This window comes from Halomonas sp. MCCC 1A13316 (assembly GCF_014931605.1).
Classification (GTDB): domain Bacteria; phylum Pseudomonadota; class Gammaproteobacteria; order Pseudomonadales; family Halomonadaceae; genus Halomonas.
The window spans coordinates 3,024,210-3,050,673 of sequence record NZ_CP053382.1 but is presented as its reverse complement, the minus strand read 5'-3'; the positions used below and the strand labels follow the sequence as shown (position 1 = coordinate 3,050,673).

Below are 26,464 nucleotides of genomic sequence, written 5' to 3'. Positions count from 1 at the left end.
TTCGGCACCTTCGCGTTTCCTGCAGACAGGAGGAGTTATTACATGGCCTTTGCACTTTCGGACATGCAGTTGGAGAGCTCTGCTTTCGAGGCGCATGACGCCATTCCCCGCCGCTATTCGGGAGAGGGCAATGACGTATCCCCGGCGCTGAGCTGGCGCGATGCTCCCGAGGGTACCAAGGGGTATGCCATCATCTGCCATGACCCCGATGCGCCCCTCGTCCAGCACGGCAGCTACGGCTTCGTGCACTGGCTGCTCTACAACCTTCCCGGCTCAACGACCTCCCTGCCCGAAGGTGCCAGCGACGGCACGAGTGGCAAGAACGATTTCGGCAAGGTCGGCTACGGGGGGCCGATGCCTCCCGAGGACCACGGTGTGCACCATTATTACTTCTGGGTGCTGGCGCTCGACAAGCCGACCGACCTTCCGGAGGGGCTGGGGCTCGAGGAGTTGCTCAAACAGCTCGAACCGCACCTACTGGGCATGAATCGACTGATCGGCACCTATCGTCGCGTCTGAATAGCGTACCGAAGCGTTCATGGCAGTCAGGGAGGATTGCGATGTTCGATTGGCTCTCCCAGCACGGGGACAAGGTCTCCGTGCTCACCGATATCGGCACTCTGCTCGTATGGGTGGTCTATGCCCAACTGCTCTACTTCAGCTTTCGCCGTCAGCGTCGGCCCCGCCTGTTGATCAACCGGGGCAGGAAGAAGGATATCGACGCCCTTTGCCTCATCAGCAACATGAGCGCCGAACCGATATTCATTCAGCACATCATTGCCGAACTCGTGACCTCACGCGGTTCCGTGCGGCTGGATGTAACCGATTGTACGGAAACTTATGACGAGGATGATCGGAAAGAAGAAGGTGTCCGTAGCGCATCGTCCCGTTCGGTGTATCCCTCTCCCATGGTCCAGGATGGCTCCCACCAAGGCCCTCTAGCACCGGGGAATTTCGTTCATATCGACAGCTTCGGAGCCTTGACCAAGCGCTTGGCGTATGACGGCAGTTTCGAAATGGAGGGGATCCGTCCGCGTAATGGCGTGATATTTCGCTCACTGACCATTCGCATCATTTGTATTTACGGCTCGGAGGATCTGCCGATCGGCGCCGAGCGGTGTTTTGAATTCATCGAGCAACAGCCGGAGTGTGGCCTGGTACCGGCGACATGGGATACCAAGAGGCTCTCGTCGCCCTGGCAGCGGCGTCGCCTGTGCCGGGAAATTCGGCAGTTGAATGACAAGGATGAGAATGACAAGGATGAACTGTCGTCGTTGCCGCCCGAAGCGTGAGCATGCCCCTGACCAGCTCTTCTCTTCCTGAATGATTACGGTCACTTTGCTTGGCGCAATAGGCCGATACAAAGTCGTTTTGCATGCAAACCTTTCCACGTCTAGGGTGAACAATCACCAGTCGGATGATTGGCGTTTCGCTTGGATTCAAGGAGGAGCATGCGATGAAACATGATGTACAGGATCTATTTCCTACGCGATTGGAACGCAAACTTGGCATGTTCGAGCGTATTGACCCCGTCGTCTACACTGAGGGGGCAGCGCGTAGTAACGGACCGCTGAGCGAGGAGCAGGTTAGCGAATACGAGGAGAAAGGGTTCCTTTCTTTCGAAGGCTTCTTCGACCGTGAAGAGATGGAGGCCTTCATTGAGGAATTGCGTGAGTACGAAGAAGATGAAGACCTCAAGCTCTCGGAAGGCACCATCCTTGAGCCGGGGCGAGAGGAGATCCGCTCCATCTTCGGTATCCATGAAATTTCCGAGCGCTTCAGCCGCTTGACCCGCGATCCGCGGCTGCTGGCCATGGTCGAGCAGCTGCTCGGTGAAGGCGTGTACATTCACCAATCGCGCATCAATTACAAGCCCGGCTTCAAGGGCAAGGGCTTCGACTGGCATTCCGACTTCGAGACCTGGCACAGTGAGGACGGCATGCCGCGCATGCGTTCGCTGAGCTGCTCCATCGTGCTGACCGACAATGGCGAGTACAACGGACCGTTGATGCTCATTCCCGGCTCGCACAAGTATTTCGTTCCTTGTGTGGGCCGCACGCCGACCGATAACTACAAGGAGTCCCTCAAGAGCCAGGATGTTGGCGTGCCCGACAATGCCAGCCTGCGTGAGCTGATGCTGAAAGGGGAAATCGAGGCGCCGAAGGGGCCTGCAGGCACCTTGGTCATGTTCGAATGCAATACCATGCACGGTTCCAATACCAACATGTCCTGCTGGCCGCGCAGCAACCTCTTCTTCGTTTACAACAGTGTCGACAACGGCTTGATGAATCCCTTCTGCGGCAACCGCCCGCGTCCTGAGTTCCTGGCCAACCGCACGGACTGGAACCCGCTCGAACCGGTAGGTTAAAGCGCAACGCAGCGATGTGTCGTGGCAGAACCTCCCGTATCGCCATGGCATGCCTCATCAGAGCCAGGCCCCGAGAAACGGGGTCTGGCGTCTCAGCGATGCGCCTTTAAACGCAAACGGACGTAATCGGCCGTCCAGTTGCCATGGCTGTCGCACAGGCTAGGTGCCAGCAAAGCCAAGGCGTCATTCAGCACCGCCTCGCGCACTTCTTCATCCAGCCCATGCAGGAAGGGGTTGGCAAAGGTGGCGAGCCAGCCAGCCATTCCCGTAGGCAAGCGGGTCGGACGCGGAATCAATTCGATGGTTTCGATCGTGAACCCGGCTGTTTCCAGACAATCCCGATACTCCTGGGGAGTAGGAAAGAACCACGGGAAACGGGCCTTGCCGCTGATGCCTCGCGCCTGGAGAGCGGCCAATATGGCAGTGCAGATTGCCGCAACATTGCCGTGACCGCCGAATTCGGCGACGAAACGCCCACCCGGCTTCAGCGAGCGGTAAATGCTGGCTACTACGGCTTCATGGTTGAGCATCCAGTGCAGGGCGGCATTGCTGAACACGGCATCGAATTCATGCTCGAAGGGAAGGTTGTGAGCGTCCTGGACACGGGCGTCCAGCCCCCGTGCTCGGGCGGCTTCGACCATGTCGATGGCTGCATCCACACCGACGATGGTGGCGCCGGACTTTGCCAGCACCTCGGTCAGTGCACCGTCGCCGCAACCCAAGTCGAGAATGCGCTCGCCGGGGCGAGGGTCGAGCAGCCTGGCCACCGTATTGCCCAGCTCGGCAACGAAATCGGCGTTATGGGCATAGGCGGCGGCATTCCAGTGCTGGCCCGGGGCATTATGAGGGGTGTTGGTCATGTCGGTGCTCCAGCAGGAGGACGGTGGCATATCACACATCTCTTCAATATCAGAATACTCCAATCCGATCCTTGCCACCGCCTGTGGAAGCTTCCATAAGAAGGGTGGTTCATTCGGCAGCCGGCATCTCTCCGCGGGCTGCCAATTCCTGGGGTAGCAGGGCGGCATAGATCAGGGAGTGAACCGGTGTCGCTACACCAACCGCTTGGCCCAGGCGCACCACGGCGCCATTCTGCGACTCCAGCTCGGAGGGCTCACCGGCCATGATGTTGCGTTGCATGGAGGAGGTGCTCCCGGCCGGCATGGCATCGATGAACTGCATGGCGCGGGTGACGGCGTAGAGAGGAAAGGCGACGCCATGGCCGCGGGCAACCTGCTCGATCTCCTCGAGCATGGCCAGGATCAGGGCTCGAGTCTCGGGTAGCTGGCGGGTAACGCCTATGGGAGCCCGGCTGATGCTGCCAATGCCGCTCATGGCGCAGATGAACAGGAACTTGCTCCACTGGGCGACGCGCATGTCGTCAGGGATCTCGGCGCTGACGCCATGCGCCTTGTCGAAGATGGCCTTGAGCCGTGCCGTACGTATGCTGCTATGGTTGTCACGCTCGCCGAAGCGAATGAACGGATCCACGCCGGCATGGCGTATCTGGCCCGGTGCTTCTCGCCAGGCCAGGATGCCGCAAAGGCCATCGAGTACTGGAGCGGCACCCAGCACTTCGGCCAGGATATCGGCGGCCTCGACGCCATTCTCCAAAGGCAGCACCAAAGTATCGGATCCAACTATGGGGCGGATCGATTCGGCAGCCTCGCGTACTTGCCATGCCTTGACTGCCACGATAACGCAATCCACTTCCCCGATGCTGGCGGGATCGTCCGTGGCCTTGACCTGGGCCAGCGTGACATCCCCCTTGATGCTGCTCACGCACAGCCCTTGGCGCTGCATGGCGGCCAGGTGCTCGCCGCGGGCAATGAAAGTGACATCTTCACCCGCCTCGGCCAGGCGTGCACCGAAGTAGCCGCCGACACCGCCGCTCCCCATGATGGCGAACTTCATGACTCCTCCTGTCGATCCACTCTCGTTTCTCGGAGCATAGCGGCAAGATAGTATTCGTGTACGCCTCTTATCCCCTGCCTGGGCTGCGATGTGCCGACGGAGTACGGCACGGTGGCGAGCTTGCTCTGGGTCATGTCGGTTGGCCATTGTGCTGCCCAGTCCGATAGAAATGCGGCAGACTGGAGCATATCGATCCAAGTCGGGGCGATTCGCCGGATGAACAGTACTCCACCGCACTCCGAGGCCAGCAACCAACCCAGCGACGAGATGGGGATACCTCTCGCCCTGTGTCGGGTGGCCATCGATACGTACCGGGAGAACGTCGCCTACCTGCACCGTGAGTGCGATCTGTATCGTGCCGAGGGCTTCCAGGCACTGTCCAAAATTGAGGTTCAGGCCAATGGCCGGCGCATCCTGGCGACCCTTAACGTGGTGGACGACATCGCTATCGTCGGTCACACCCAGCTCGGTCTTTCCGAGGATGCCTTCACTTCGCTCGGCGTAGAGGAGGGCCATGCGGTCAGCGTATCCCAGGCGGAGCCGCCAGCGTCGATCCCGGCCCTGCGTCGCAAGATTGCCGGCGACCGCCTTTCACGCCAGGACCTGCGTGAAATCGTGCGGGACATTGCCGAGCTGCGTTATTCGAAGATCGAGTTGACGGCCTTCGTGGTGGCTTGCGAGCTGGGTGAGCTCGACCGCGAGGAGATTTTCTATCTCAGTGATGCCATGGGCCGGGTGGGGCGACGACTCGATTGGCACGAGCAACCGGTGGTCGACAAGCACTGCATTGGAGGGATTCCAGGGAACCGCACCTCCATGCTGGTAGTGCCCATCGTGGCGGCTCACGGTCTGCTGTGTCCTAAGACCTCGTCGCGTGCCATTACTTCGCCCTCGGGCACAGCCGATACCATGGAAGTGCTGGCCAAGGTCGAGGTGCCCTTCGCCGAGCTGGGGGAGTTGGTTCGTACTCATCGTGGCTGCGTGGCGTGGGGCGGCACCAGCGAGCTTTCGCCGGCCGATGACGTGCTGATTGCGGTGGAGCGCCCGCTCTCCATCGACTCGCCGGGGCAGATGGTAGCCTCCATCCTGTCCAAGAAGATGGCGGCCGGCTCGACCCACCTGTTGCTTGACATTCCCATCGGGCCCCATGCCAAGGTGAGGTCCATGCCTGAGGCGCGACGGTTGCGAAAGCTGTTCGAATACGTGGCCGGCCGCATGGGCCTGGTGCTGGAAGTAGTGATCACCGATGGAAGCCAGCCGATCGGTCGCGGCATTGGCCCGGTGCTGGAGGCTCGTGATGTGATGCGAGTGCTCACCAACCACCCAGCTGCGCCTATGGACTTACGTCAGAAATCGCTGCGTCTGGCGGGGCGCATGTTGGAGTTCGATCCCGATATCCGTGGTGGGGACGGCTTCGCCATTGCCCGCGACATCCTCGATTCCGGCCGTGCCCTGGAAAAGATGCAGGCGATCATTCGAGCCCAGGGCGAGAAGCCTTTCGATCTCGACAATCCCGAGTTGGCACCGCATCGGTTTGAGGTTTTGGCACCCCGGACGGGTGTCGTTACCGCCATCGACAACCTGCGGCTGGCGCGGATCGCACGACTGGCTGGGGCACCCAAGGCCAAGGGAGCCGGCGTTGACCTGTTCGCTCAGATCGGCGATTACGTCGAGCAGGGCCAGCCGCTCTACCGGGTGCATGCCGCCTTTCGCAGCGAGCACGGCTTCGCCCTTCAGTGCAGCGAGAGGGAAAGTGGCTACAGTATCGGTCAGCAAGACAAACTCAAGCGCCTGAACGTGGAGTTCTGATGGACGCCGCCCTGCTCTATTTCGATGAGGAGACCCTTCCTGCCAAGCGCCTGGCGGCGGCAGCTGGCCTCGAGGCCCGGCCGGTTGGACTTCACCGCTTTCCGGACGAGGAGCTGTGTCTACGCCTGCCCCTCGCCGAGCTACCCCCCTCCCTGGTCATTTACCGCAGCCTGAATCGTCCCAACGATAAATTGGTCGAGTTGATGCTGCTTGTTCGCCACGCCCGCGAGCAGGGCGTCGAACACTTGGTGTTGGTGGCTCCCTACTTGGCCTACATGCGTCAGGATGTAGCCTTCAACCAGGGCGAGCTGGTCAGCCAGCGGTTAGTAGGAGGATTTCTTGCCGAGCTCTTCGATGCCGTGCTTACCGTTGACCCGCACTTGCACCGCATCGAACGACTCGAACAGGCGGTGCCCGTGCGCCATGCCATTACCCTTTCCGGTGTCCCGCAACTGGCCACGGCGATCGCCGAAAGGCGTCCCGATGCGTTGCTACTGGGTCCCGATATAGAGTCGCAGCAATGGGTGGAGTGCGCTGCTCGGGTGGCAGAACTCGAATACGATGTATGTACCAAGAAGCGTCATGGTGATCTTGATGTCGAGATCGTGTTGCCTTCCCTGGACCTTGCCGGTCGGCGGGTCGTGCTGCTGGACGATATTGCCAGTTCCGGTCATACCTTGGCCGTGGCCACGCAAAAGGTACTGAGCGCTGGGGCGGCCAGCGTAGATGTGGCGGTGACCCATGCCCTGTTTGCGGGCGATGCCTTGAACGTAATTCGCCAGGCCGGAGTGGGAGAGGTATGGAGTACCGACACGATCGCCCACGAGAGCAATACCGTATTCATGGCGCCTGTCATTGCGCGAGCGCTGCGACAAGTGTTCGGGATTTTGATCGGCCAGGGGTAGCCAAGGGCTGCATGAAGGGGTTAAAACGCATCGCAATAATGGCTAATCCAGGGAGGGCGATATGACGGGTTCCAGATTTTTCAGCGCGCTGTTACTACTGCTTTTCTTGGAAGGCTGTGGCGGTCAGGCAGTTCAAAAGGCCGAGCCGGTCGCAGCTGATACGGCTCACGACGAGCCCGAGCAGGTCGTGTCGACCGAGCCGTCTACACCCCTCGTGGCTACCACGCGTCATGATCGCTTCTGGATACCCCCGCTCTTCGCCTCGGAAGAGGACGAGGTTCATTATTACATCAGTCGCATGGCCGACAGGCGCTTCATTGATGTCTACGGCGGTGAAGAACATCCCAGGGTCTGGTACATCGCGGCGGAGCGTCTGGGGCAGATCGGCGAGCCGGCGGTTCCTATGCTGTTTACACTGCTCGACACCCATGACGAATACGAGCTGATGCTGGCACTGTACGCGCTTCAGCTGGCCACTCAGGACCCGCGGTTGATGTCCCAGACCGGTGGCGACTATGTTCGCCTAGCTACGGCGCTCGATGAGGGCGCCAACGCCGAGAACCGGACCATTGCACTGGAGTGGTGGGGACGGCATGGGTGGCGTTGGCAATAAGGCCAGGTCAGCCTCGGTAGCCGGGCCGGTCGGGGTCTCGTGCCGGCAGACAGGCGGGCAGGGCGTCATTCAACGAACGCGGCAGTATACCGAGGTCGGCGAACGTACCCACACTTTCGCCGACCGTATTGTCCTCGGCCATCATGATGACCTGGTCCCGGGTCAGGGGTGGTCCGGGTAACGGCGAAGCCAGCAGGGCGGCAAGGTGCCACAGTGGAAGTGGGACGGGCAGTAGCCTGCGCTCGCACTCCAGATGGGCCATGATCAGCTCGAGTATCTCCCGGTAGCTCAATACTTCCAGGCCGCCCAGCTCGAACAGCCGTCGCTCGGGTGGAGTGGCTCCCATCAGGCACACGATCGCCCTCGCCACATCCACCACATGCACCGGCTGCAGCTTCGTCTCGCCGTGGCCGAAGAGGGGGATGATAGGGAGCCGGGTCAAATCCACCAGGCGGCTGAGGAAGGCGTCATCGGGGCCGAACATGACGCTCGGCCGCAGGATGACCGCCTTCGGAAAGGCATCGATGACAGCCGACTCGCCGCGCCCTCGCGCCCTCACGTAGCGTGAGCGCGACGAGGAGGCGGCGCCGATGCCGGAGAGCTGGACAAAAGATTTGACGCCTTGTGCCCGGGCCAGCCGGGCCAGGCGACCGGCACCTTCTACGTGCACCTGATCGAAGCTCAACTGGCGCTGCTCGACGTAGAGACTCACGGCGTTGACCGCCCCGAGAGCCCCTTCGAGGGCCTGGCTCACGTCGCTCTCGCTGCGGATATCGACGCTGACCGGCTCCAGGGGGTCACCGGGTTCGGCCCATTCGGGGAGCGCAGGCCGGCGTGCCGCGATGCGAACCGCATGGCCGGCATCGAACAGCTCCTGCACCACGTGACGACCGAGAAAGCCAGTTCCGCCAAAGACGGTAATGGGGGCCTTTTTCATGTTGACTCCCTAGGGCTCGCTGGTGCTGAGATAACCGGTGGTTGCCGGATTCACTGGATCGGCAGGGGAAGAGGGCCGTTTTCCTTGATCGCGCGTATCGCGAAGCTGCTATCCACGGTACTGACCATCTTCAACTGGCGAAATTGTCGCAGCCACTGCTCGAAGGCGTCCATATCCGCGATGATCACTTGAAGGAGGTAGTCGAAGTGACCGGAAACGCTATGGCATTGCACCACTTCCGGCATGTCTCGGACGCTCTCCTCGAACTCGTCCACCCGCTCCTGTTGATGCTGGTCGAGCCGTACCTGCACGAAGATGGTAATCGTCAGGCCGAGCCTGACCTTATCCAATTCGGCACGGTAGCGAGTGATCAGCCCGGCCTGTTCGAGCCGGCGAATGCGGCGAGCGCAAGGGGAGGGTGAGAGACTCACGAGTTCTGCCAGTTCGGCAGTGGTCAGACGGGCGTCCTGCTGAAGGGCTTCGAGCAGCATGCGGTCGATGCGGTCGAGTTTGAGATTGCGCATGAGGTGCCTCGTCAATGTGGCGTTCAGTGGTTCCTTGGCCGATGCCGCTAACCATTAATGCAAGTCTGGCGAATCCCGCCCGTACTCGCCAGTTTTCAAGCCAATGCGAGCTCGCGGCGAGTCGCTCGATGCAGCGTGAGGCGCCGACAGCCGTGCGCTGCGAAGCGTTGCGAGTCAAGATCGATCGTGTCTTCGTCGGGGCTGGAGAAGGACGAGCAGGCACGCAAGCTTCCTGATCGAAGTGAGGCATGCGCAGGGATGCTTCGTGGGATGCGTGTCGACAGCAATATAATGAGAACGATTAGCGTTATTGTTGTTAAAGGTGCCGAACGTGCCGTTATCGTGGGGCTTCGGCGCCACTATCCAGCGAGAGGACTTCACATTGAATCCATACAGGACTAAAATGGTCCCCAATGGAGCGCAGGCCTCCGCCACGTGTCCGTGACATTCAGGAGTCAGCATGCTGAAGCTTTCCCGGCTGACAGACTACGCCGCCGTGATTCTGGCACAGATCGCTCGGCATCCCGAGCAGCCCCATGCGGCGGCGGAGCTGGCCGAGACTGTGCAATTACCGCATCCCACGGTCAGCAAGACCTTGAAGATGCTGGTCAAGGCAGGGCTGCTGGAGTCGCATCGTGGCGCTCAGGGTGGCTACTCCCTAGCGCGACCGGCATCGCGGATCACGGCCATCGATATCATCACCGCCATCGAGGGGCCTGTGGCGATGACGGAGTGCAGCCATGCCGAGGGCGACTGCGACCTGCTGGCGACCTGTGGTGTCTCCGATAACTGGCAGCGTGTGTCGCTGGCAGTTCGCACCCTGCTCGACAGCGTGACTTTGGCCCATCTGGCCGACACCGCGCCGATCAAGCTGCCGGTGCAGCTACCCATACAGAGCGTGAGCCTGGCCGTCGATACGGCTTGAGCCACCGAACCGGATTCATTACCCGAGGCGAGCTAGCTCGCCGGCCAACCGCCCGGGAGGGGAGAGACCATGGCAAGTGAGGAAATGGAACAGCTTGTCCGCCGCGAGTACAAAGAAGGGTTCGTGACGGATATCGAGAGCGAGACGGTACCGCCGGGGCTCGACGAAAGCGTCATCGCCTTCATTTCCAACAAGAAGGGCGAGCCCGAATGGATGCTCGAATGGCGTCTCAAGGCCTACCATCAGTGGCTCAAGATGACCTCGCCCTCGTGGGCGCATCTGGACTATCCGCCGATCGACTACCAGGCGATCTCCTACTACAGTGCGCCCAAGCGCCCCGAGGATCGGCCGCAGAGCCTCGACGAAGTCGACCCCAAGCTGCTCGAGACCTACGAGAAGCTGGGCATACCGCTGCATGAACGGGCCGCCCTGGCCGGCGTGGCAGTGGATGCGGTGTTCGACTCCGTGTCGGTGACCACTACCTTCAAGGAGAAGCTGCACGAGGCTGGCGTAATCTTCTGCTCGATCTCCGAGGCGATTCGCGACTACCCGGAACTGATCAAGCAATACCTGGGTACGGTGGTGCCGGTGGCGGACAACTACTTCGCCGCGCTCAACTCGGCGGTCTTCACCGACGGCTCGTTCGTCTTCGTGCCCAAGGGCGTGACCTGCCCGATGGAGCTCTCCACCTACTTCCGCATCAACGCCGCCAACACCGGCCAGTTCGAGCGCACCCTGATCATCTGCGAGGAGGGTGCCCAGGTCTCGTACCTGGAGGGCTGCACCGCGCCGATGCGCGACGAGAACCAGCTCCACGCCGCCGTGGTCGAGCTGGTGGCATTGGACGATGCCTACATCAAGTACTCCACGGTGCAGAACTGGTACCCCGGCGACGAAGACGGCAAGGGCGGTATCTACAACTTCGTCACCAAGCGTGGCGACTGCCGCGGCGACCGCTCGCGCATCAGTTGGACGCAGGTCGAGACCGGCTCCGCCATCACCTGGAAGTACCCTTCCTGTGTGCTGCGCGGTAAGGACAGCATCGGCGAGTTCTACTCGGTGGCAGTGACCAACGGCCGCCAGCAAGCCGACACCGGCACCAAGATGATCCACATAGGCGAAGGCACACGCTCCTATATCGTCTCCAAGGGTATCTCCGCGGGCAGGAGCAACCAGTCCTATCGCGGACTGGTGAAGGTCGGGCCGCGGGCCAAGGGAGCGCGCAACTTCACCCAGTGCGACTCGCTGTTGATCGGCGATCAGTGCGGTGCGCACACCTTCCCGTATCAAGAGATCGGCAACAGCACCGCGACCATCGAGCACGAGGCGACCACCTCCAAGATCGGCGAAGACCAGCTGTTCTACTGCCAGAGCCGAGGTATTTCCGAGGAGGATGCGGTGAGCATGATCGTCAACGGCTTCTGCAAGGATGTGTTCCAGGAGCTGCCGATGGAGTTCGCCGTCGAAGCCGAAGCATTGCTCAACGTGACCCTTGAGGGAGCCGTGGGCTAAGGCCTTTTGGCTCGGTCCCGCTCAGACATTTTTTTCGGGTCGCGTGGCGGCTCGCCAGATTTGAAAAGGTAATGAAGATGCTCGAAGTCAAGGATCTGCACGTCAAGGTGGAAGGCAAGGAAATCCTCAAGGGCCTCTCCCTGACCATCAACGCCGGGGAAGTGCATGCCATCATGGGCCCCAACGGTGCCGGCAAGTCGACCCTGTCGGCGGTGATCGCGGGCAAGGAGGGCTACGAGGTTACCCAGGGTACGGTCACCTTCGAGGGCCGCGACGTGCTGGAGATGGAAATCGAGGAGCGTGCCCAGGCGGGTCTACTGCTGGGCTTCCAGTATCCGGTGGAGATCCCCGGGGTGAAGAATATCTACCTGCTCAAGGCGGCGCTCAACGCCCAGCGCGAGGCTCGCGGCGAGGGGGAGATTCCGGCGCCCGAATTCCTGAAGCTAGTCAAGGAGAAGCTGGCTCAGATGAAAATGGACGCCAGCTTCCTGCAGCGCGCCGTCAACGAGGGTTTCTCCGGTGGCGAGAAGAAGCGCAACGAGATCCTGCAGATGCTGGTGCTGCAGCCCAGGCTCGCCATGCTCGACGAGATCGACTCCGGCCTCGACATCGATGCCATGCGCGTGGTGGCCGATGGCGTCAACTCCCTGCGTGATGAGAAGCGCGCCATCCTGCTGGTGACCCACTACCAGCGTCTGCTCGACTACATCGTGCCAGACCGCGTACACGTGCTGGTCGACGGCCGCATCGCCAAGAGCGGCGACGCCGAGCTGGCCAAGGAGTTGGAAGCCCGCGGTTACGACTGGGTGGTGGAGGAAACTGCCGCATGAGTAATGTTGAACAGCAGTTACGCGAGGTAAATACCTTTCTCGATCGCCTCGCGGAACGCAACGCAAGCCGTGGAGTTGAGCCGACCTGGATTGCCGCCCGCCGTCAGGCCGGTGCGGCTCGCTTCGAAGCGCTCGGCTTTCCCACTCGCCGCGACGAGGCGTGGAAATATACGGACGTGCGTGCCATCGCTCGCGGCGATTTCACGCTGACCGACAGCGCTGATTTTTCACCGGCCTCCGCCGCGGCGTTAACGCTACCCATCGAGGCGCACCGGTTGACCTTCGTCGATGGCGTGTTCTCGGCGGCGCTCTCCGACCTGGGTGAACTGCCTGGCGGCGTAGCGGTTCTACCGCTGTCGCAGGCGCTGGCAGACAACCATGAAGCCGTGGGCGGGGCGCTGGGCCGTTTGACCGGCGTCGAGTTCTCGCCGTTCTCGGCGCTCAACACCGCCTTCGTGGAAGAGGGCGCTGTGGTGCGCCTGGCGCCGGGCAGTGTGGTAGAGAAGCCGATTCTGCTGCAGTTTCTGTCGCGGGCCAATGCCAAGCCGGTAATGAGCCATCCACGCATTCTGGTCGAGGCAGGGGCGCGCAGCCAAGCGACGCTGATCGAGCACCACATCGGCGAGGGCGAGGCGGCTAACTTCACCAACCTGGTGGCCGAGTTGCTGCTCGACCGCGGGGCGATACTCAGCCACTACAAGCTGCAGGAAGCCGCACCCGGGGACGTGCACGTGGCCAGCATCCACGCCGAACAGGGCCGTGATAGCCGCTACACCTCGTTCAACCTGAACCTGGGCGGCAGCCTGGTGCGCAACGACCTCATCAGCGAGCTGAATGGGGAAGGGGCCGAGGCCCATTTCTACGGGTTGTTCTACGGTCAGGGTCGTCAGCACATCGACAATCACACCCTGGCCAATCACAACGCACCGCGTACTTTCTCCAACGAGAATTACAAGGGCATTCTCGACGACCGCGCCCGTGGAGTGTTCAACGGCAAAGTGGTGGTCAAGCGTGACAGCCAGAAGATCGAAGGCTTCCAGAGCAATGCCAACCTGCTGCTCTCCGACCGCGCCGAGATCGACGCCAAGCCGGAGCTCGAGATCTATGCCGACGACGTCAAGTGCTCCCACGGCACCACCACAGGGCAGCTCGACGAGGAAGCCGTGTTCGCCCTGCGCACCCGCGGCATCGACGAACAGACTGCGCGAGGCCTGCTGACCCTGGCCTTCGCCGGCGAAGTGATGGAGCAGGTCGATCTGGATGCGGTAGCTGAACGAGTGGAGCTGGCCGTGGCCGGCAAGCTGCCGGAGCGCTTCAACCTGGCCGGGCTGGTGGAAGCCGCCATGGCCCTGCACGACGAGTAAGCGAGGAGAGAGCGATGAACAACCTGGCCGATAAGCAGCCGCTTGATGCACCGGCCCTCGACGTAGCCGGGATTCGCGCTCAGTTCCCGATCCTCGAGCGGCAGGTCCATGGCCACCCGCTGATCTACTTCGACAATGCGGCGACCAGCCAGACGCCGCTCGCGGTGATCGATACCTTTCGCGACTACTACAGCCGCTACAACGCCAATATCCATCGCGGCTTGCATACCCTGGCCGACGAGGCAACGGCGGCCTATGAAGCGACGCGGGATACGGTACGCGCCTTCCTGGGAGCGGCCGAGCGGCGTGAGATCGTCTTTACCCGCGGCACCACCGAGGCGATCAATCTGGTCGCCCACAGTTGGGGGCGTGCCAACCTGAAGGAGGGCGACGAGGTCCTGGTGTCGCTTCTCGAGCACCACTCCAACATCGTGCCTTGGCAACTGCTGGCCGGCCAGCTCGGTATCGTGGTCAAGGTGATTCCGGTGGACGAGCGCGGCGTGCTCGACCTCGACGCCTATCGTGCGCTCTTCACCGAGCGCACGAAGCTGGTGGCCGTGAATCACGTCTCCAACGCCTTCGGTACCGTCAACCCCGTGCGCGAGATGGCGACCGTCGCCCATGAGCGCGGTGCGCTGATCCTGATCGACGGCGCCCAGGCGGCTCCGCACCAGAAGATCGACGTGCGTGAGATAGATGCCGATTTCTATGCCTTCTCGGGGCACAAGGTCTATGGCCCCACCGGCGCCGGCGTGCTCTACGGCAAGGCCGAGCTACTCGAGGCGATGCCTCCGTGGCAGGGCGGTGGCGAGATGATCAAGAGCGTCTCCTTCGACGTGCCGACCATCTTCGCCGACGTTCCGCACAAGTTCGAGGCGGGCACACCGGCCATCGCCGAGGTAATCGCGCTGGGAGTGGCACTCGATTGGGTCGCCGACGTGGGGATCGAGCGCATCGGCGCCTGGGAGGCAGCGTTGCTCCAGCAAGCCACGGACGCCGTGTCGCGAATCGACGGGCTGCGCATCCTGGGTACGGCACCGGACAAGGCCGGTGTGCTCTCCTTCGTCGTCGAGGGGGCGCACTCGCAGGACATTGCGCTCCTGATCGATCAACTCGGCGTGGCAATTCGGACCGGCAACCACTGTGCCCAGCCGCTGCTGGCGCACTTCGGTGTGACGGCAACCTGTCGTGCCTCGTTCGCCGTCTACAACACGCTGGAGGAGGTCGAGATCTTCACGGCGGCCTTGGAACGCGTCATCGGAATGGTGCGCTGAGATGTCGAGCATCGAACAGATTGCCAGCCTGCAGAAGGGGCAAACGCTTCCGCTGCAGCGTGACGTCGAGGTTATTTCGATCCCTTTCGGCAAGACCGTGACCCTGCCCGAGGACAGCGTGGTCAGCGTGATGCAGGCCAAAGGCAGCTCGGTCAGCGTTGGCTTCGAGGGACGGCTCTACCTGGTCGAGGGCAGCAACCTCGATGCCCTGGGGCTGGAGCCGCTGCCACGTCCGACGTTGCCCGAGGATGCCGGCGATGAAGAGATCGAAGAGTTCGTCTGGGATCAGTTGCGTACCTGCTTCGATCCCGAGATCCCGGTCAATATCGTCGATCTTGGGCTGGTCTACGGATGTCGCATCGAGCGGCTGATCAGCGGGGAGCGGATCGTCACCATCCGTATGACGCTCACTGCGCCGGGCTGCGGCATGGGTGATGTGATTGCTGCCGATGCGCGCAACAAGATCCTCGGCGCGCCCCAGATCAGCCGCGTGCACACCGAGATCGTCTTCGATCCACCCTGGAGCCGTGAGATGATGAGCGATGAGGCGAAACTGGAACTCGGCATGTTCTAGCTGCAAGCCCGGACTTCTCGCTACCGGTAGCGTGTGCGAGGCTTCGTGATTCCTTGCCCGGTGATGGTGAATGCAGGCGCTACTGTGGAAAACCTTCAAATTGTTGCTGATGACGCTCGGCACCCTGTTGTTGCTGGCGCTGCTGCTGTTCGTCGCTGCCAACCTCTGGGTGCTGGGACAGACACATTCACGTATCGAGCACGAGCTACCGCTGTGTGGCCCGGAGCGTGTCGGCATCGTTTTCGGCACCTCGCACTGGACGCGCAGCGGCGTGCGCAATCCGCACTTCGAAGCGCGTATCAACGCCGCTTCTCGACTGATCCGGCTAGGCCGAGTCGAGCACCTGCTGCTTTCCGGTGACAACCGCACCCGCCAGTACAATGAGCCCATCACCATGTGGCGCGATCTGCGTGGCCAATACGTGCGCGATGAGGACATGACCCTCGACTATGCCGGTTTCAGTACCTTCGATACCCTGGTGCGGGCGCGGGAAGTGTTCGGCGTCGACCAGGTGCTGCTGGTTACGCAATCTTGGCACTTGCCGCGTGCGCTGTTCATCGCCGATGCACTAGGTCTCGAGGCACGCGGCTGCAGTGCACCGTCGCGTCCGGTGGCGGGGTTGTGGCGGCTGCAGATGCGGGAGTGGGCGGCGCGGGCGGCAACCGTGGGGGATCTCTATCTCTGGGGGCGCGAACCCTATTTTCTGGGGCCGCTGGAGCCCTTGCAGATCGTGCCGCCGGCTTGGCGGCAACTGCTCGATATAGAACCGCAACCGGAATATCGCTAGCCGACGTTGTCGTCAGCGACGACGTGGCTTTTGCTGCAGGTAGAGTTCGCGAATCAGGGCTCGGCAATCCTTCCAGCACTGTTCGACGACCGGTTCGAGCGGATTGGGCAGCGGGTGGGTATAAAGGGTGGCCAGGGCCTGCATCAGCACGCGCTCCTGCTCGAGCAGTTCGCCGATGACGACCTGGCTTTCATTGCCAACGAAGCTCTTCAGGCGGCTCCAGAGCCACATGTAATCGTCACGCTCGACGTCGGCATCCCGCGGAAGCAACTTGAGGTGCCGCTTGGCCAGTTCCTGCAGCTTGTGCATCGTTTTGGCGCGGGCTTCGTAATGAGGCTTGAGCGTTTCGCGCAGCGAAGGGCGCAGGCGCTCGAGATTGTCCTGAAAATAATCGATGCTGTCAGCCAGCGCTTCCAGAACGCTGTCCATCGCCACTTGGCGATTATCGAGAAACATGAGCGGTCACCTCCTCCGGTGACGCAGATTGTGGCGGGGGAAACACTGTTTTGCTACCCCCGCGAAGAAATTAAGTGACCTTTCTACAAATTATGATGGTTTTCTCGCAATTACCCCTTGGGCTTAGGTGGTGCCTTTCGGGGGGAGGCGGCGTTTTTCTCGATATGCTCGATGATCAAGCCGGCGATGTCCTTGCCGGTAGCGGTCTCGATGCCCTGCAGCCCCGGCGAAGAATTGACCTCCATGATCACCGGACCATGGTTGGACCGCAACAGGTCGACCCCGGCTACCCTGAGGCCCATGGCCTTTGCCGCGCGTATTGCCGTGGAGCGCTCTTCGGGGGTGATACGTATCAGACTGGCCGTACCGCCACGGTGCAGATTGGAGCGGAACTCGCCCTCGGCCGCCTGACGCTTCATCGAGGCGACCACCTTGTCGCCTATCACGAAGCAGCGGATGTCGGCCCCACGGGCCTCCTTGATGTACTCCTGCGCCATGATGTTCGCCTTCATACCCATAAAGGCCTGAATGACGGATTCAGCCGCCTGGTTGGTCTCGGCCAGTACCACGCCGATACCTTGAGTGCCCTCCAGCAGCTTGATCACCAGCGGTGCCCCCTTGACCATGGTGATCAGATCGGGGATATCGTCCGGTGAGTGGGCAAAGCCGGTGATCGGCAGGCCCAGTCCCTTGCGCGACAGCAGCTGCAGCGAGCGTAGCTTGTCACGCGAGCGGGTGATCGCAACCGAGTCGTTGAGCACATAGGTGCCCATCATCTCGAACTGGCGCAGGACGGCGCAGCCGTAGAAAGTAACGGAGGCGCCGATGCGTGGTATCACCGCGTCGAAACGCTCGATCTCCTCGCCCTTGTAATGGATCGAGGGATGATGCGCCGCGATGCTCATGTAGCAGCGCAGGGTGTCGATCACCCGGGCCTTGTGGCCGCGCTGTTCGGCGGCCTCCACCAAGCGTCGCGTGGAGTAGAGATTGCGGTTGCGGGACAGCAGCGCGATATGCATCGTAGGCTCCAGGGCGGTAGGGCCGGGTAGGTCAGGGTTCGCCATGCAGGAAAGTGGCGCCGGGGGCCACCAGTAAACGACGCAATGCGCGTCTGCCGAGCAGCATGGGGTAGCGCATGTCACTGCGGTCGGCCAGGGTCAATTCCACCATGACTTCCAGTTCGCCCAGTTGCATCGGCGTGCGAATCACGTAGCGCCACTCCTTGTGTCCGTTGGAACTCGTCACCTTGCGGCGATCGTGCAAATGAGTGCGGTAAGTGTGCGGTGGCGATTCCAATCCCCCGCTGCGGGTCGTAAAGCTGACCCAGAGGTGGCCCTCTTCTTCGAAGATTTCGATGTCCTCGGCATGCAGGGACGAAGTGCGAGCTCCGGTGTCTATCTTGGCGCAGACGGTCATACCGATGGTCGGTAGAGTCACCATCTCCAGGCGACCGATCACGGCCTTGGGAATATAGGGCAGTTCCTTCATCGAATCATTTCCAGCGGTCCTTGTTGATTGTCAGGCTCACTGGCCCAGGCCGGCCAGGCGTTGGCCGATAGCGGAGTCCTGACCGGCCTGGCGCAACGTCATCAGCACCGGCAGGCGCAGCCGCGGGATCAGTGCAAGATCACGGGCTGCACCGGCAAAATCCGCCTGCGGCTGCTCGGCCAGTCGCTCAAGGAAGCGGGGCAGGCGTTCGCCGTCCTCCAGATGCTCCCAGCCGCGCCCGGCTATCGCCGCCAGCAGGTCGGGGCCACAGGCCGCCGGGTCGGCCAGCAGATCATCAAACCAGGCGCCGGCGATCGTCTCGTCGGCGCCGCCCACGGCACGCACGCAGGCGCACAGCGTTTCCAGGCGACCCATGGCGGCGGCCTGCTCGCCCCGCTCGCGCAGCGCGCTGCCGAGGGTGTCGGATACGGCGAGATGCTCTAGACAGTAACACAGCGAATTCAACACTTCGTCCGGCAGGCTGGGGAGCCTTGCGGCCAGCTGACGGGCGGCCTCGTCGTCCAGGCGCACGGTGAAGTCGGCCAGGCCCTGTAGCCCCAGGAACTGCCAATCCACCTGTTGCCCACTCAGGTAGGCTTCCACCGGCTCCAGGTGCGGGCTTGCCGGTTTGCCAGTGTCGCGTGTGGCATAGGCATGCAGCATCGCCTGGAAGGCTAGCGAAGGGGTGAAGGCGAGTGGGTTGTCGTGCATCAAGTTCTCGATCTCGCCGTCATTACGTGCCTCATGATCCACGCGGTCCACATTTCGCCCCAGGGTGACCAGCAGGCGCTGGAGAAAGGCGTCGCGCATAGGCGGCAACAACTGTCCCTGCTCGTCAAGCGGCATAGCCAGGAACCAGATCAGTGGATCGTCGAGATCCCCGATGCGAAAGACGATGCCCAGGCGAGCCTGCCCTTGCCAGGGGAATGGCCAGGCAATGGCGCCCTCCTCGAAGCGGGACAGGGCATCAAGGGGGCAGGGTTCGACCCGGCGGCCCATATGGTAGAGGCGGACCTCGGCACCGGTACGGACAAAGAAGTCATGAAGCGTGTGGATCGGCTGCATAGGGGCTCCCTTTTGAGCGTGCACTCTACCGTGACGGCCGGGGCCTTGTCAGCCACTCTCCGGCATGGAAATGCTCAAGACTGGTCAAGAAATGAGCATGCCTGGCAAAGCCCCGGTTTGTCTGCTACCTAGGCGGGTTTCCAGAGCTTATCCACAGCCTCTTTCAGTGAATCTGTGCATGATCTTCCAGGGCGCGACTACGCTATGGCTGGCATAGAAAATAGCCATGGGCTAAAAGTGGGCTATTTGATGCCCATCTGGTAAAGTCGAATAAAAAAAGTAAAATTAATTCCAAATTGATATTAGTGGAGGTCGATCATGTCATCGCGCATTCTTGTCGCAGCGGTTCTCTCCGGTGCTCTCTCCTTCATTGGCAGCGCTCAGGCACAGGACGATGTGCTCAAGGTCGGCATGTCGGGGAGTTACTTTCCTTTCACTTTCGTCGAGCAGGACACGCTCAAAGGTTTCGAAGTGGATGTCATGCGTGCCGTAGGCGAAGAGTTGGGCGTAGAGATACAGTTCGAGACCGCCAACTTCTCCGGTCTGTTCGGCATGCTGGAATCCGGCCGTATCGATACCATCGCCAACCAGATCACCATTACCGAAGAGCGTGAGGCGAAGTACCTCTTCACCGAGCCGTACGTCTATGACGGTGCTCAAGTGGTCGTCAAGGCAGGCAACGAGGAGATCGAAGGCGTAGAAGACCTGAAGGGCAAGCGGGTCGCCGTCAACCTCGGTTCGAACTACGAACAGCTGCTGCGCGAGCTGCCCTATGCCGATGAAATCGATATCCGTACTTACGACAGCAACATCGAACAGGACACCGCGCTGGGCCGAGTCGATGCCTTCGTTATGGATCGAGTGAGCGCCAGCCAGGTGATCCAGGAGAAGCCGTTGCCGCTGCAACTGGCCGGAGAACCGTTCTCGAGCATCCGCAATGCCTTGCCTTTCCGCGATACCGAAGCCGATCGCCCGCTACGGGATCGGGTCGACACGGCGCTTGCCACCCTGCGTGAAAACGGCACCCTGGCATCCATCTCGGAGCGCTGGTTCGGTACCGATATCACGCGCCCATGATCCGCTGAGCGCTTGTCATGCGTGTCCTTGATTTCGATTACATGTTGGGGCTGGTGCCCATCCTGCTGCGCTATCTGCCGCTGACGCTGCAGATGGCCGCGGCGGGCATGGCCCTTGCCCTGGTCCTCTCCTGCGGCCTGGCGGTGATCCGGGTGCTGAAGATTCCGGGGCTGAACGCAGCGACGATGCTGTTCATCTCCTTTTTCCGCGGCACGCCGCTGCTGGTGCAATTGTTCCTGTTCTACTATGGATTGCCGCAACTGCTGGCCTTCCTGACCCAGATCAACGGGATCACTGCCACCATCATGGGGCTGACGCTTCACTTTTCGGCCTACATGGCGGAGTCGATACGTGCCGCCATCGTCGGGGTCGACCGTAGCCAGACCGAGGCGGCACTGTCGATCGGCATGACCAATAGCCAATTGATGCGTCGTATTGTGCTCCCACAGGCCACTCGAGTGGCCGTACCCACGCTGATGAACTATTTCATCGACATGATCAAGGCGACCTCGCTGGCCTTCACCTTGGGCGTCACGGAGCTGATGGGCGCGACACAGAAGGAAGCGGCCGGCAGTTTCCTCTATTTCGAAGCCTTCATCACCGTAGCGATCATCTACTGGATCATCGTCGAGCTGCTGGCCTGGTTCCAGAGATGGCTGGAGGTGCGACTCAACAGGGCCTACCGCAGATGATCAAGATCGCCAATCTCGTCAAACGCTTCGGCAACGCAACCGTGCTCGATGGCATCGATCTCGAAATCGAGCAGGGAGAGATCATTGTCGTGATCGGCCCGTCGGGGACCGGCAAGTCGACGCTGCTGCGGTGCTTGAATTTTCTCGAGCGTCCGGATGCCGGACGCCTGGTCATCGGCGACCTGGATGTCGACGTCACCCGGGCAAGCCGGGCCGAGATCCTCGCAGCCCGGCGACGCACGGCGTTCGTGTTCCAGAACTATGCACTGTTCGCCAACAAGACGGCGCTCGAGAACATCGCCGAGGGGCTGATCGTGGTCAATCGCTGGCCCAAGGCCAAGGCGCATGACCGAGCCCGTGAGATTCTTCAGCGCATCGGCCTGGCCGACAAGGCGGACGCCTATCCGGCTTCGCTTTCGGGAGGCCAGCAGCAGCGGGTTGGCATCGGTCGCGCCATGGCCGCCCAGGCCGAAGTGATCCTGTTCGACGAGCCGACCTCCTCGCTGGATCCAGAGTGGGTAGAGGAGGTGCTCGGCCTGATGAAGCAGCTGGCCCGTGAACGTCAGACCATGTTGGTGGTAACGCATGAGATGGGCTTCGCCAGGGACGTGGCGGACCGCGTGGTATTCATGGAAGGCGGGCGAATCGTCGAGCAAGGCCCCCCCTCGCAATTCTTCAATGCTCCCCGGGATCCACGTACGCGCGATTTCCTGCGCAAGATCCTGGCCGGCCAGCCTGCCTGATGAGTGTGTCTACGGCCTGGGCGGAGTTGGCGGCCGGATGAGTTGTGCGATAATGGAGGCATAGCCCAACAGGAGACTCCATGACCGTTCACGATGAGCTCGACGTAGCGCTGCGCCGACTCGAGGCCACCATGAAGGCCACCAACATGTGGCGCATGAGTGCACCGGCGCCCGAGGCATACGAAAGCCAGCAGCCTTTCTGCATCGATACCATGGCGCTGCCCCAGTGGCTGCGCTTCGTTTTCATCGCTCGCCTGGATGCCCTGATCGAGGCCGAAGCCCCGATGCCGGCAAACTGTGACGTGGCGCCCGTAGTCGAGACCTATCTGGCTCAGCAGGGTACCCGAGCCAACGATCGCCTGTTGCTGTGCAAGGCCGTCGAGGAGATCGATCGGCTGGTGAGCGAGAACTGAAGCGGCACGTCCGTGCACGCAACGAGAACGCTATGCCGTACTATTTTGCCTATGGCAGCAACATGAACGTGGCCCGGGTCGAGGCCCGTATCGGTACCACTCGGCGCTGCCTGGCGGGTACGCTGTACGACCATGCGCTACGCTTCGACAAGGCCTCGCGGGTTGCAGGCATCGCCCATGCCAACGTGGTTTCGGTAGCGGGAGAAAGGGTCGAGGGTGCGTTGTTCGAGCTGCTCGAGCCTGCCCAGATCGAGCGAATGGATCCCTTCGAAGGTTACCCGTCGGAGTATGAGCGGCATCGTCTGCCTATCGTTACCCAGGAAGGTCCGGTCGAAGCCTGGGTCTACATTGCTGCCCCCGGCACTACCGCCCAGGCACTCAAGCCGGCCCGAGAATACCTGGACCACCTGTTGGCCGGGGAGCCCTTTCTCAGTGCCGACTACCATCGCCGGCTGGCTCGGGTCGAGGCGGTTAACGGGCTCGAGGATCGCATCCTCACGCTGCTCGGCCTGTCGCGCCACTCCCCGCGCTGAGCTGTGGGAGCAGAGCTGAAGCACGTGAGGCCCGCCAGTTGACGGGCCTCGCGGCGTTCAAGACATATCAGAAGCGGTAGCTGATGCCGGCCATGAACACCCAGGGGTCGACGTTGACCGTGCCGATTTCTTCGCCGTTCAGGCTGGCATCGGTATCGATGTCGACGTACCAGGCCGCGGCGTTGATTCCCCAGTTGTCGTTCATGCGAACGTCGACGCCGAGCTGGCCGGCCAGACCCCAGGAGCTGTCGAGGTCCAGTTCGGCGCCGGGAACATTAACCTCTTCACTGAAGAAGTGGGTGTAGTTGAGGCCGACGCCGGCATAGGGTTGGACCTGCGCGCCGCTGCCGCCCAGCGGGTAGTACTGCAGGCTCAGCGTGGGTGGCAGGTGCTTGGTGGAACCTGTCACAGCACCATCGGCAATCGAGATATCGTGCTTGAACGGCAGCGCGGCCAGCAGCTCGACGCCCAGCTTGTCGTGGAAGAGGTAGGCCAGGGTAAAGCCCAGGTTGGTATCGCTGTCGACCTTGACCTCAAGCCCTGTCAGGCCGAGTGCATCGATACTGCCATTGTCGCTCTTGGGGTCGACATGAGCGACGCCCACGCGGGTGATGAAATCGCCCTGGTTGTAGGCGAGCGCCTGGCTGCTGGCGAGAAGGGCAGTGGCTGCCAAACCGGCGCCAAAGAGAGTGGGAAGTGAAGACTTGCGCATGAGTCGACTCCTGTCGTTTGCAAAGGACAGCCTGGAGCTGCTTACGAAACGAAGCCAGTCTACTCAGTGCCTGGCGGCAGGTTATTGACCCACGACAATAGTTGCTTTCGACAACTAAACAGGTATTTTGAATGCACTTTTGTGCCGTGATGCCCAAGAACGAAGAACGCCGGGCACATGGCCCGGCGTTCGCTTACTGACGCGCTGTCAGCCTTGCTCGGCTCAGAAGCGGTAAGTCACGCCGCCGCCGACGGTGACCGGGTCTACCTTGACTTCAGTCTCGCCGCCACCTGCAGAAATGTCAGAGTGCACTTCGGCATAATTGGCGAAACCATTCAGCATCAGATTATCCGTAATGGCGAGGTCAATCCCGACCTGGCCGGCAGCACCGTAGCTGTTGTCAGCATTGATGCCATCCGGCTCGCCGGAGAAGCGGGTGTAATTCACCCCGGCACCCACGTACGGCTGCACTTTGGAATCCAGCCCACCCAGCGGGTAGTAGTTCACCAGCAGGTTGACCGGCATGCGGTCTATGGAGCCGGCGCCAGCTCCATTGAGCGCAAGATCGTGTTCGATCTTTTCGGAGCTGTTCAGTTCTATGCCGACCTTGTCGTGGAACAGGTAACCGGCACCGAAAGTGAAGCCGTTGGAATCATCGATTGAGAGATCCTGGCCGGCTAGCTCTCCGTTATCGGAACTCGGTTCGGATTTGGCGAAGCCGCCACGCACGAAGACATCGCCGGCGCCATAAGCCAGGACCGCCTGGCTGGCGAAGAGCGCGCTGGCTGCAAGGGCAACCACGGGAATCAGACGGATCGGTTTCATTACAGCGTCCTCCTGGTTTCTAACGCCGGAGGTTCCCGGCAAGCATTTGACGATGTCAACTATACGAACACTGTTTCTAAAAGTCTTGTTTAATTTTGTTATCGTCCTTATTGCCATGATTGATTGCTGCAATCGCAGGTTTACCTAATTTCAAAGCCATGAATATGCCAAACAAAGTGCAACGTGATGTACAATTATTGCTGTATCGCAGCATGGCGTAAGGCAGGTCGAGGAGCTAAGCCTTGTGTAAGGGCAGCACAGGAGAGGGCACGATGCGGACAGAGGTTCAGGATCGCTCGATGTGGTTGACGCTGGCAAACATGCTGGTGGCAGCGGCACTGTCGCTATGGCTGTTGATTCGCCCCGAGCTGATCAGCGGGATGCCGATGATCCTGCGCATGCCGGCCATCGGGCTTGGCGTCTGGGCGCTGGGTACGGCCTTCATGCATCCGCTGGGACTCGAATTTCGCCGTCACTGGTTGCGGCGTGCCACTCGGCCGCCGGTGAGCCTGGCGGTGCTGGTTGTCTTTGCTCTGGTCGTGACCGTTCGCGCCCTATGAGGACAAACGAAAGAGCCGCCCGAGGGCGGCTCTTTCACTACGTGACGCGCCGTTTACCCTGGCGCTGACGGGTCAGGTCTCCTCGAAGGTATCGAAGTCGGCGGTGACCTTGAGGTCGGGCTCTTCGGTGGCCAGGCTTGCTACGATAATGGCGACGTAGGCCAGGATGACGCCGGGCACGATCTCATAGAGGTCGAAGATGCCGCCGGAAAGTTCGGCCCAGACCACTACGGTCACGCCGCCTACTACGATACCGGCCAGTGCTCCCCACTTGTTCATGCGCCGCCAGTAGAGCGACATGATCAGCGCCGGGCCGAAAGCGGCACCGAAGCCGGCCCAGGCGTAGGCGACCAGGTCGAGCACAGTGGCGTCCGGGTTGAGCGCCAGCAGGTAGGCCAGTACGGCAATCCCAATGACGGCGAAACGCCCCACCCATACCAGCTCGGTCTGGGTGGCATTCTTGCGGAAGATCGCCTTGTAGAAGTCATCGGTCAGTGCCGAAGAGGAGACCAGCAGCTGCGAATCGGCCGTAGACATGATTGCGGCCAGGATGGCGGCAAGCAGGATGCCGGCGATTACCGGATGGAAGATCAGGTTGACCATGATCATGAATACCGTCTCGCCGTCGGCCAGGTCGCGTTGAACGAAGCCCACGCCGAGCAGACCCACGGCGATGGAGCTGACCAGGGCAATGGCGGTCCAGATCACCGCGATGCGCCGTGCGGCGGGTATGTCACGGTCGCTGCGGATGGCGGCAAAGCGCGCCAGGATGTGTGGCTGACCGAAGTAGCCCAGACCCCAGGCCAGCGAGCTGACGATACCGATGAAGGACAGCGCCTCGCCGGTGGAGGCATCGCGGAACCAGGCCAACATGTAATCGCTTTCGGCGGCGAGAGCGGCCCCGGCACCCGCAGTACCACCCAGGTCGCTGAAGGCGATGATCGGCACGATGGCCAGCGCCGCGGCCATCATCAGGCCCTGGATCAGGTCGGTCCAGGAGACCGCCAGGAAGCCACCGATGAAGGTATAGGAGATGATCGTCAGTGTGCCAATGGTCACGGCGAGCGTGTAGTCGAACTCGAATACCGTCTCGAATAGCCGGCCGCCGGCGACCAGGCCGGAGCTGGTGTAGAACAGGAAGAACAGCAGGATGAATATCGCCGAGATCACTCGCAGCAGCTGCGATTTGTCACCGAAGCGGTTGGCGAAGTACTCGGGCAGGGTAAGGGCATCGCTGACCTTGAAGCTGTAGAGGCGCAGGCGGCGTGCTACGACCAGCCAGTTGAGCCAGGTACCGATCAGCAGGCCAATGGCGATCCAGCTCGCCGAGATGCCGCTGACGTAGGCGGCACCGGGCAGGCCGAGCAACAACCAGCCCGACATGTCCGACGCCCCGGCGGAAATTGCTGAGGTCCATGGGCCTAGCGAGCGACCGCCGAGGATGTAGTCGGAGAGATTGCTAGTGCGCATATAGGCAACGATACCGATGCCTAGCATCACTAAGAGGTACACCGCGAAGGTGAAGCCGATAGCCATGTTATTCTCGATCATTGGAGGTTCCTTC

The 26,464-nt window shown here is 61.5% G+C and carries 30 protein-coding genes; 19 read left to right on the top strand and 11 right to left on the bottom strand.

Features of this window, described 5'->3' with window-relative positions; all coding sequences use genetic code 11:
- Nucleotides 1–42: 42 nt before the first annotated feature.
- The 3 genes from HNO52_RS14135 to thpD all read left to right on the top strand — a co-directional run bounded on the left by HNO52_RS14135 (nt 43) and on the right by thpD (nt 2,368).
- A complete protein-coding gene (locus tag HNO52_RS14135; RefSeq protein WP_197565904.1) occupies nt 43–519 on the top strand; it encodes a YbhB/YbcL family Raf kinase inhibitor-like protein in 477 nt (158 codons plus the stop codon).
- 41 nt (nt 520–560) lie between these two features.
- A complete protein-coding gene (locus HNO52_RS14130; protein ID WP_197565903.1) occupies nt 561–1,292 on the top strand; it encodes a hypothetical protein in 732 nt (243 codons plus the stop codon).
- A 164-nt stretch (nt 1,293–1,456) separates the two neighbouring features.
- On the top strand, nt 1,457–2,368 hold the full coding sequence (gene thpD / locus HNO52_RS14125) for an ectoine hydroxylase (protein WP_197565902.1): 912 nt from the start codon (nt 1,457–1,459) through the stop codon (nt 2,366–2,368).
- A gap of 92 nt (nt 2,369–2,460) precedes the next feature.
- On the opposite strand, the gene HNO52_RS14120 is transcribed toward thpD, so the two are convergent.
- Nucleotides 2,461–3,228, bottom strand: coding sequence for a class I SAM-dependent methyltransferase (locus HNO52_RS14120; RefSeq protein ID WP_197565901.1), 768 nt, complete (start codon nt 3,226–3,228; stop codon nt 2,461–2,463).
- Nucleotides 3,229–3,337: 109 nt separating this feature from the next.
- A complete protein-coding gene (locus HNO52_RS14115; protein ID WP_197565900.1) occupies nt 3,338–4,282 on the bottom strand; it encodes a 2-dehydropantoate 2-reductase in 945 nt (314 codons plus the stop codon).
- Nucleotides 4,283–4,498: 216 nt separating this feature from the next.
- Between HNO52_RS14115 and HNO52_RS14110 the strand changes: the two genes are divergently transcribed.
- The 3 genes from HNO52_RS14110 to HNO52_RS14100 all read left to right on the top strand — a co-directional run bounded on the left by HNO52_RS14110 (nt 4,499) and on the right by HNO52_RS14100 (nt 7,609).
- Complete coding sequence (locus HNO52_RS14110; protein WP_232090309.1) at nt 4,499–6,091, top strand: thymidine phosphorylase family protein; 1,593 nt, start codon at nt 4,499–4,501, stop codon at nt 6,089–6,091.
- Nucleotides 6,091–6,996 (top strand): ribose-phosphate diphosphokinase, encoded by a 906-nt coding sequence (locus HNO52_RS14105; RefSeq protein ID WP_197565899.1) that lies wholly within the window; start codon nt 6,091–6,093, stop codon nt 6,994–6,996. The genes HNO52_RS14110 and HNO52_RS14105 overlap by 1 nt, the downstream gene beginning before the upstream one ends.
- A 61-nt stretch (nt 6,997–7,057) precedes the next feature.
- A complete protein-coding gene (locus HNO52_RS14100) occupies nt 7,058–7,609 on the top strand; it encodes a hypothetical protein (protein WP_197565898.1) in 552 nt (183 codons plus the stop codon).
- A gap of 7 nt (nt 7,610–7,616) precedes the next feature.
- Here HNO52_RS14100 and HNO52_RS14095 read toward each other — a convergent pair whose 3' ends face one another.
- Both HNO52_RS14095 and HNO52_RS14090 read right to left on the bottom strand, forming a co-directional pair.
- A complete protein-coding gene (locus HNO52_RS14095) occupies nt 7,617–8,546 on the bottom strand; it encodes a complex I NDUFA9 subunit family protein (protein ID WP_197565897.1) in 930 nt (309 codons plus the stop codon).
- 50 nt (nt 8,547–8,596) lie between these two features.
- The gene (locus HNO52_RS14090; protein WP_197565896.1) at nt 8,597–9,070 is read right to left on the bottom strand and encodes an Lrp/AsnC family transcriptional regulator; all 474 of its coding nucleotides are present in this window, start codon (nt 9,068–9,070) and stop codon (nt 8,597–8,599) included.
- A 460-nt stretch (nt 9,071–9,530) separates the two neighbouring features.
- Between HNO52_RS14090 and HNO52_RS14085 the strand changes: the two genes are divergently transcribed.
- From HNO52_RS14085 to HNO52_RS14055, 7 genes are all read left to right on the top strand, one after another.
- A complete protein-coding gene (locus HNO52_RS14085) occupies nt 9,531–9,995 on the top strand; it encodes an SUF system Fe-S cluster assembly regulator (protein WP_197565895.1) in 465 nt (154 codons plus the stop codon).
- Nucleotides 9,996–10,064: 69 nt separating this feature from the next.
- A complete protein-coding gene (sufB, locus tag HNO52_RS14080) occupies nt 10,065–11,507 on the top strand; it encodes a Fe-S cluster assembly protein SufB (RefSeq protein WP_197565894.1) in 1,443 nt (480 codons plus the stop codon).
- Between the two features lie 77 nt (nt 11,508–11,584).
- Nucleotides 11,585–12,337, top strand: coding sequence for a Fe-S cluster assembly ATPase SufC (sufC, locus tag HNO52_RS14075; RefSeq protein WP_197569238.1), 753 nt, complete (start codon nt 11,585–11,587; stop codon nt 12,335–12,337).
- A complete protein-coding gene (gene sufD / locus HNO52_RS14070; RefSeq protein WP_197565893.1) occupies nt 12,334–13,701 on the top strand; it encodes a Fe-S cluster assembly protein SufD in 1,368 nt (455 codons plus the stop codon). The genes sufC and sufD overlap by 4 nt, the downstream gene beginning before the upstream one ends.
- A 14-nt stretch (nt 13,702–13,715) precedes the next feature.
- A complete protein-coding gene (locus HNO52_RS14065) occupies nt 13,716–14,975 on the top strand; it encodes an aminotransferase class V-fold PLP-dependent enzyme (RefSeq protein WP_197565892.1) in 1,260 nt (419 codons plus the stop codon).
- A gap of 1 nt (nt 14,976) precedes the next feature.
- Entirely contained in the window at nt 14,977–15,549 is a 573-nt protein-coding gene (gene sufT / locus HNO52_RS14060; RefSeq protein WP_197565891.1) for a putative Fe-S cluster assembly protein SufT, read from the top strand.
- Between the two features lie 70 nt (nt 15,550–15,619).
- A complete protein-coding gene (locus HNO52_RS14055; RefSeq protein ID WP_197565890.1) occupies nt 15,620–16,336 on the top strand; it encodes a SanA/YdcF family protein in 717 nt (238 codons plus the stop codon).
- A gap of 12 nt (nt 16,337–16,348) precedes the next feature.
- On the opposite strand, the gene HNO52_RS14050 is transcribed toward HNO52_RS14055, so the two are convergent.
- The 4 genes from HNO52_RS14050 to HNO52_RS14035 form a co-directional block, all read right to left on the bottom strand.
- Nucleotides 16,349–16,792 (bottom strand): hypothetical protein, encoded by a 444-nt coding sequence (locus tag HNO52_RS14050; RefSeq protein WP_197565889.1) that lies wholly within the window; start codon nt 16,790–16,792, stop codon nt 16,349–16,351.
- Nucleotides 16,793–16,902: 110 nt separating this feature from the next.
- Complete coding sequence (gene rimK, locus HNO52_RS14045) at nt 16,903–17,811, bottom strand: 30S ribosomal protein S6--L-glutamate ligase (protein ID WP_197565888.1); 909 nt, start codon at nt 17,809–17,811, stop codon at nt 16,903–16,905.
- A gap of 31 nt (nt 17,812–17,842) precedes the next feature.
- On the bottom strand, nt 17,843–18,280 hold the full coding sequence (locus HNO52_RS14040; RefSeq protein WP_197565887.1) for an ATP-dependent zinc protease family protein: 438 nt from the start codon (nt 18,278–18,280) through the stop codon (nt 17,843–17,845).
- A gap of 36 nt (nt 18,281–18,316) precedes the next feature.
- Nucleotides 18,317–19,345 (bottom strand): DUF3549 family protein, encoded by a 1,029-nt coding sequence (locus HNO52_RS14035; RefSeq protein ID WP_197565886.1) that lies wholly within the window; start codon nt 19,343–19,345, stop codon nt 18,317–18,319.
- 318 nt (nt 19,346–19,663) lie between these two features.
- Here HNO52_RS14035 and HNO52_RS14030 point away from each other — a divergent pair, with 318 nt between their 5' ends.
- The 5 genes from HNO52_RS14030 to HNO52_RS14010 all read left to right on the top strand — a co-directional run bounded on the left by HNO52_RS14030 (nt 19,664) and on the right by HNO52_RS14010 (nt 22,803).
- Nucleotides 19,664–20,422, top strand: coding sequence for an amino acid ABC transporter substrate-binding protein (locus HNO52_RS14030; protein ID WP_197565885.1), 759 nt, complete (start codon nt 19,664–19,666; stop codon nt 20,420–20,422).
- Nucleotides 20,423–20,439: 17 nt separating this feature from the next.
- Complete coding sequence (locus HNO52_RS14025; protein ID WP_197565884.1) at nt 20,440–21,114, top strand: amino acid ABC transporter permease; 675 nt, start codon at nt 20,440–20,442, stop codon at nt 21,112–21,114.
- Nucleotides 21,111–21,857, top strand: a complete 747-nt coding sequence (locus tag HNO52_RS14020; RefSeq protein ID WP_197565883.1) for an amino acid ABC transporter ATP-binding protein — start codon at nt 21,111–21,113, stop codon at nt 21,855–21,857. The genes HNO52_RS14025 and HNO52_RS14020 overlap by 4 nt, the downstream gene beginning before the upstream one ends.
- Before the next feature lie 80 nt (nt 21,858–21,937).
- Nucleotides 21,938–22,270: a YqcC family protein gene (locus tag HNO52_RS14015; RefSeq protein ID WP_197565882.1), complete on the top strand. Its 333-nt coding sequence runs from the start codon at nt 21,938–21,940 to the stop codon at nt 22,268–22,270.
- Nucleotides 22,271–22,302: 32 nt separating this feature from the next.
- Complete coding sequence (locus HNO52_RS14010) at nt 22,303–22,803, top strand: gamma-glutamylcyclotransferase family protein (RefSeq protein ID WP_197565881.1); 501 nt, start codon at nt 22,303–22,305, stop codon at nt 22,801–22,803.
- Between the two features lie 67 nt (nt 22,804–22,870).
- Here HNO52_RS14010 and HNO52_RS14005 read toward each other — a convergent pair whose 3' ends face one another.
- Nucleotides 22,871–23,515 (bottom strand): OmpW/AlkL family protein, encoded by a 645-nt coding sequence (locus HNO52_RS14005; protein ID WP_197565880.1) that lies wholly within the window; start codon nt 23,513–23,515, stop codon nt 22,871–22,873.
- A gap of 222 nt (nt 23,516–23,737) precedes the next feature.
- Nucleotides 23,738–24,340 (bottom strand): OmpW/AlkL family protein, encoded by a 603-nt coding sequence (locus HNO52_RS14000; RefSeq protein WP_197565879.1) that lies wholly within the window; start codon nt 24,338–24,340, stop codon nt 23,738–23,740.
- A gap of 272 nt (nt 24,341–24,612) precedes the next feature.
- On the opposite strand from HNO52_RS14000, the gene HNO52_RS13995 reads away from it, so the two are divergent.
- Entirely contained in the window at nt 24,613–24,900 is a 288-nt protein-coding gene (locus HNO52_RS13995) for a hypothetical protein (protein WP_197565878.1), read from the top strand.
- A 72-nt stretch (nt 24,901–24,972) separates the two neighbouring features.
- Here HNO52_RS13995 and putP read toward each other — a convergent pair whose 3' ends face one another.
- Nucleotides 24,973–26,451 (bottom strand): sodium/proline symporter PutP, encoded by a 1,479-nt coding sequence (gene putP / locus HNO52_RS13990; RefSeq protein WP_197565877.1) that lies wholly within the window; start codon nt 26,449–26,451, stop codon nt 24,973–24,975.
- Nucleotides 26,452–26,464 lie beyond the last annotated feature (13 nt).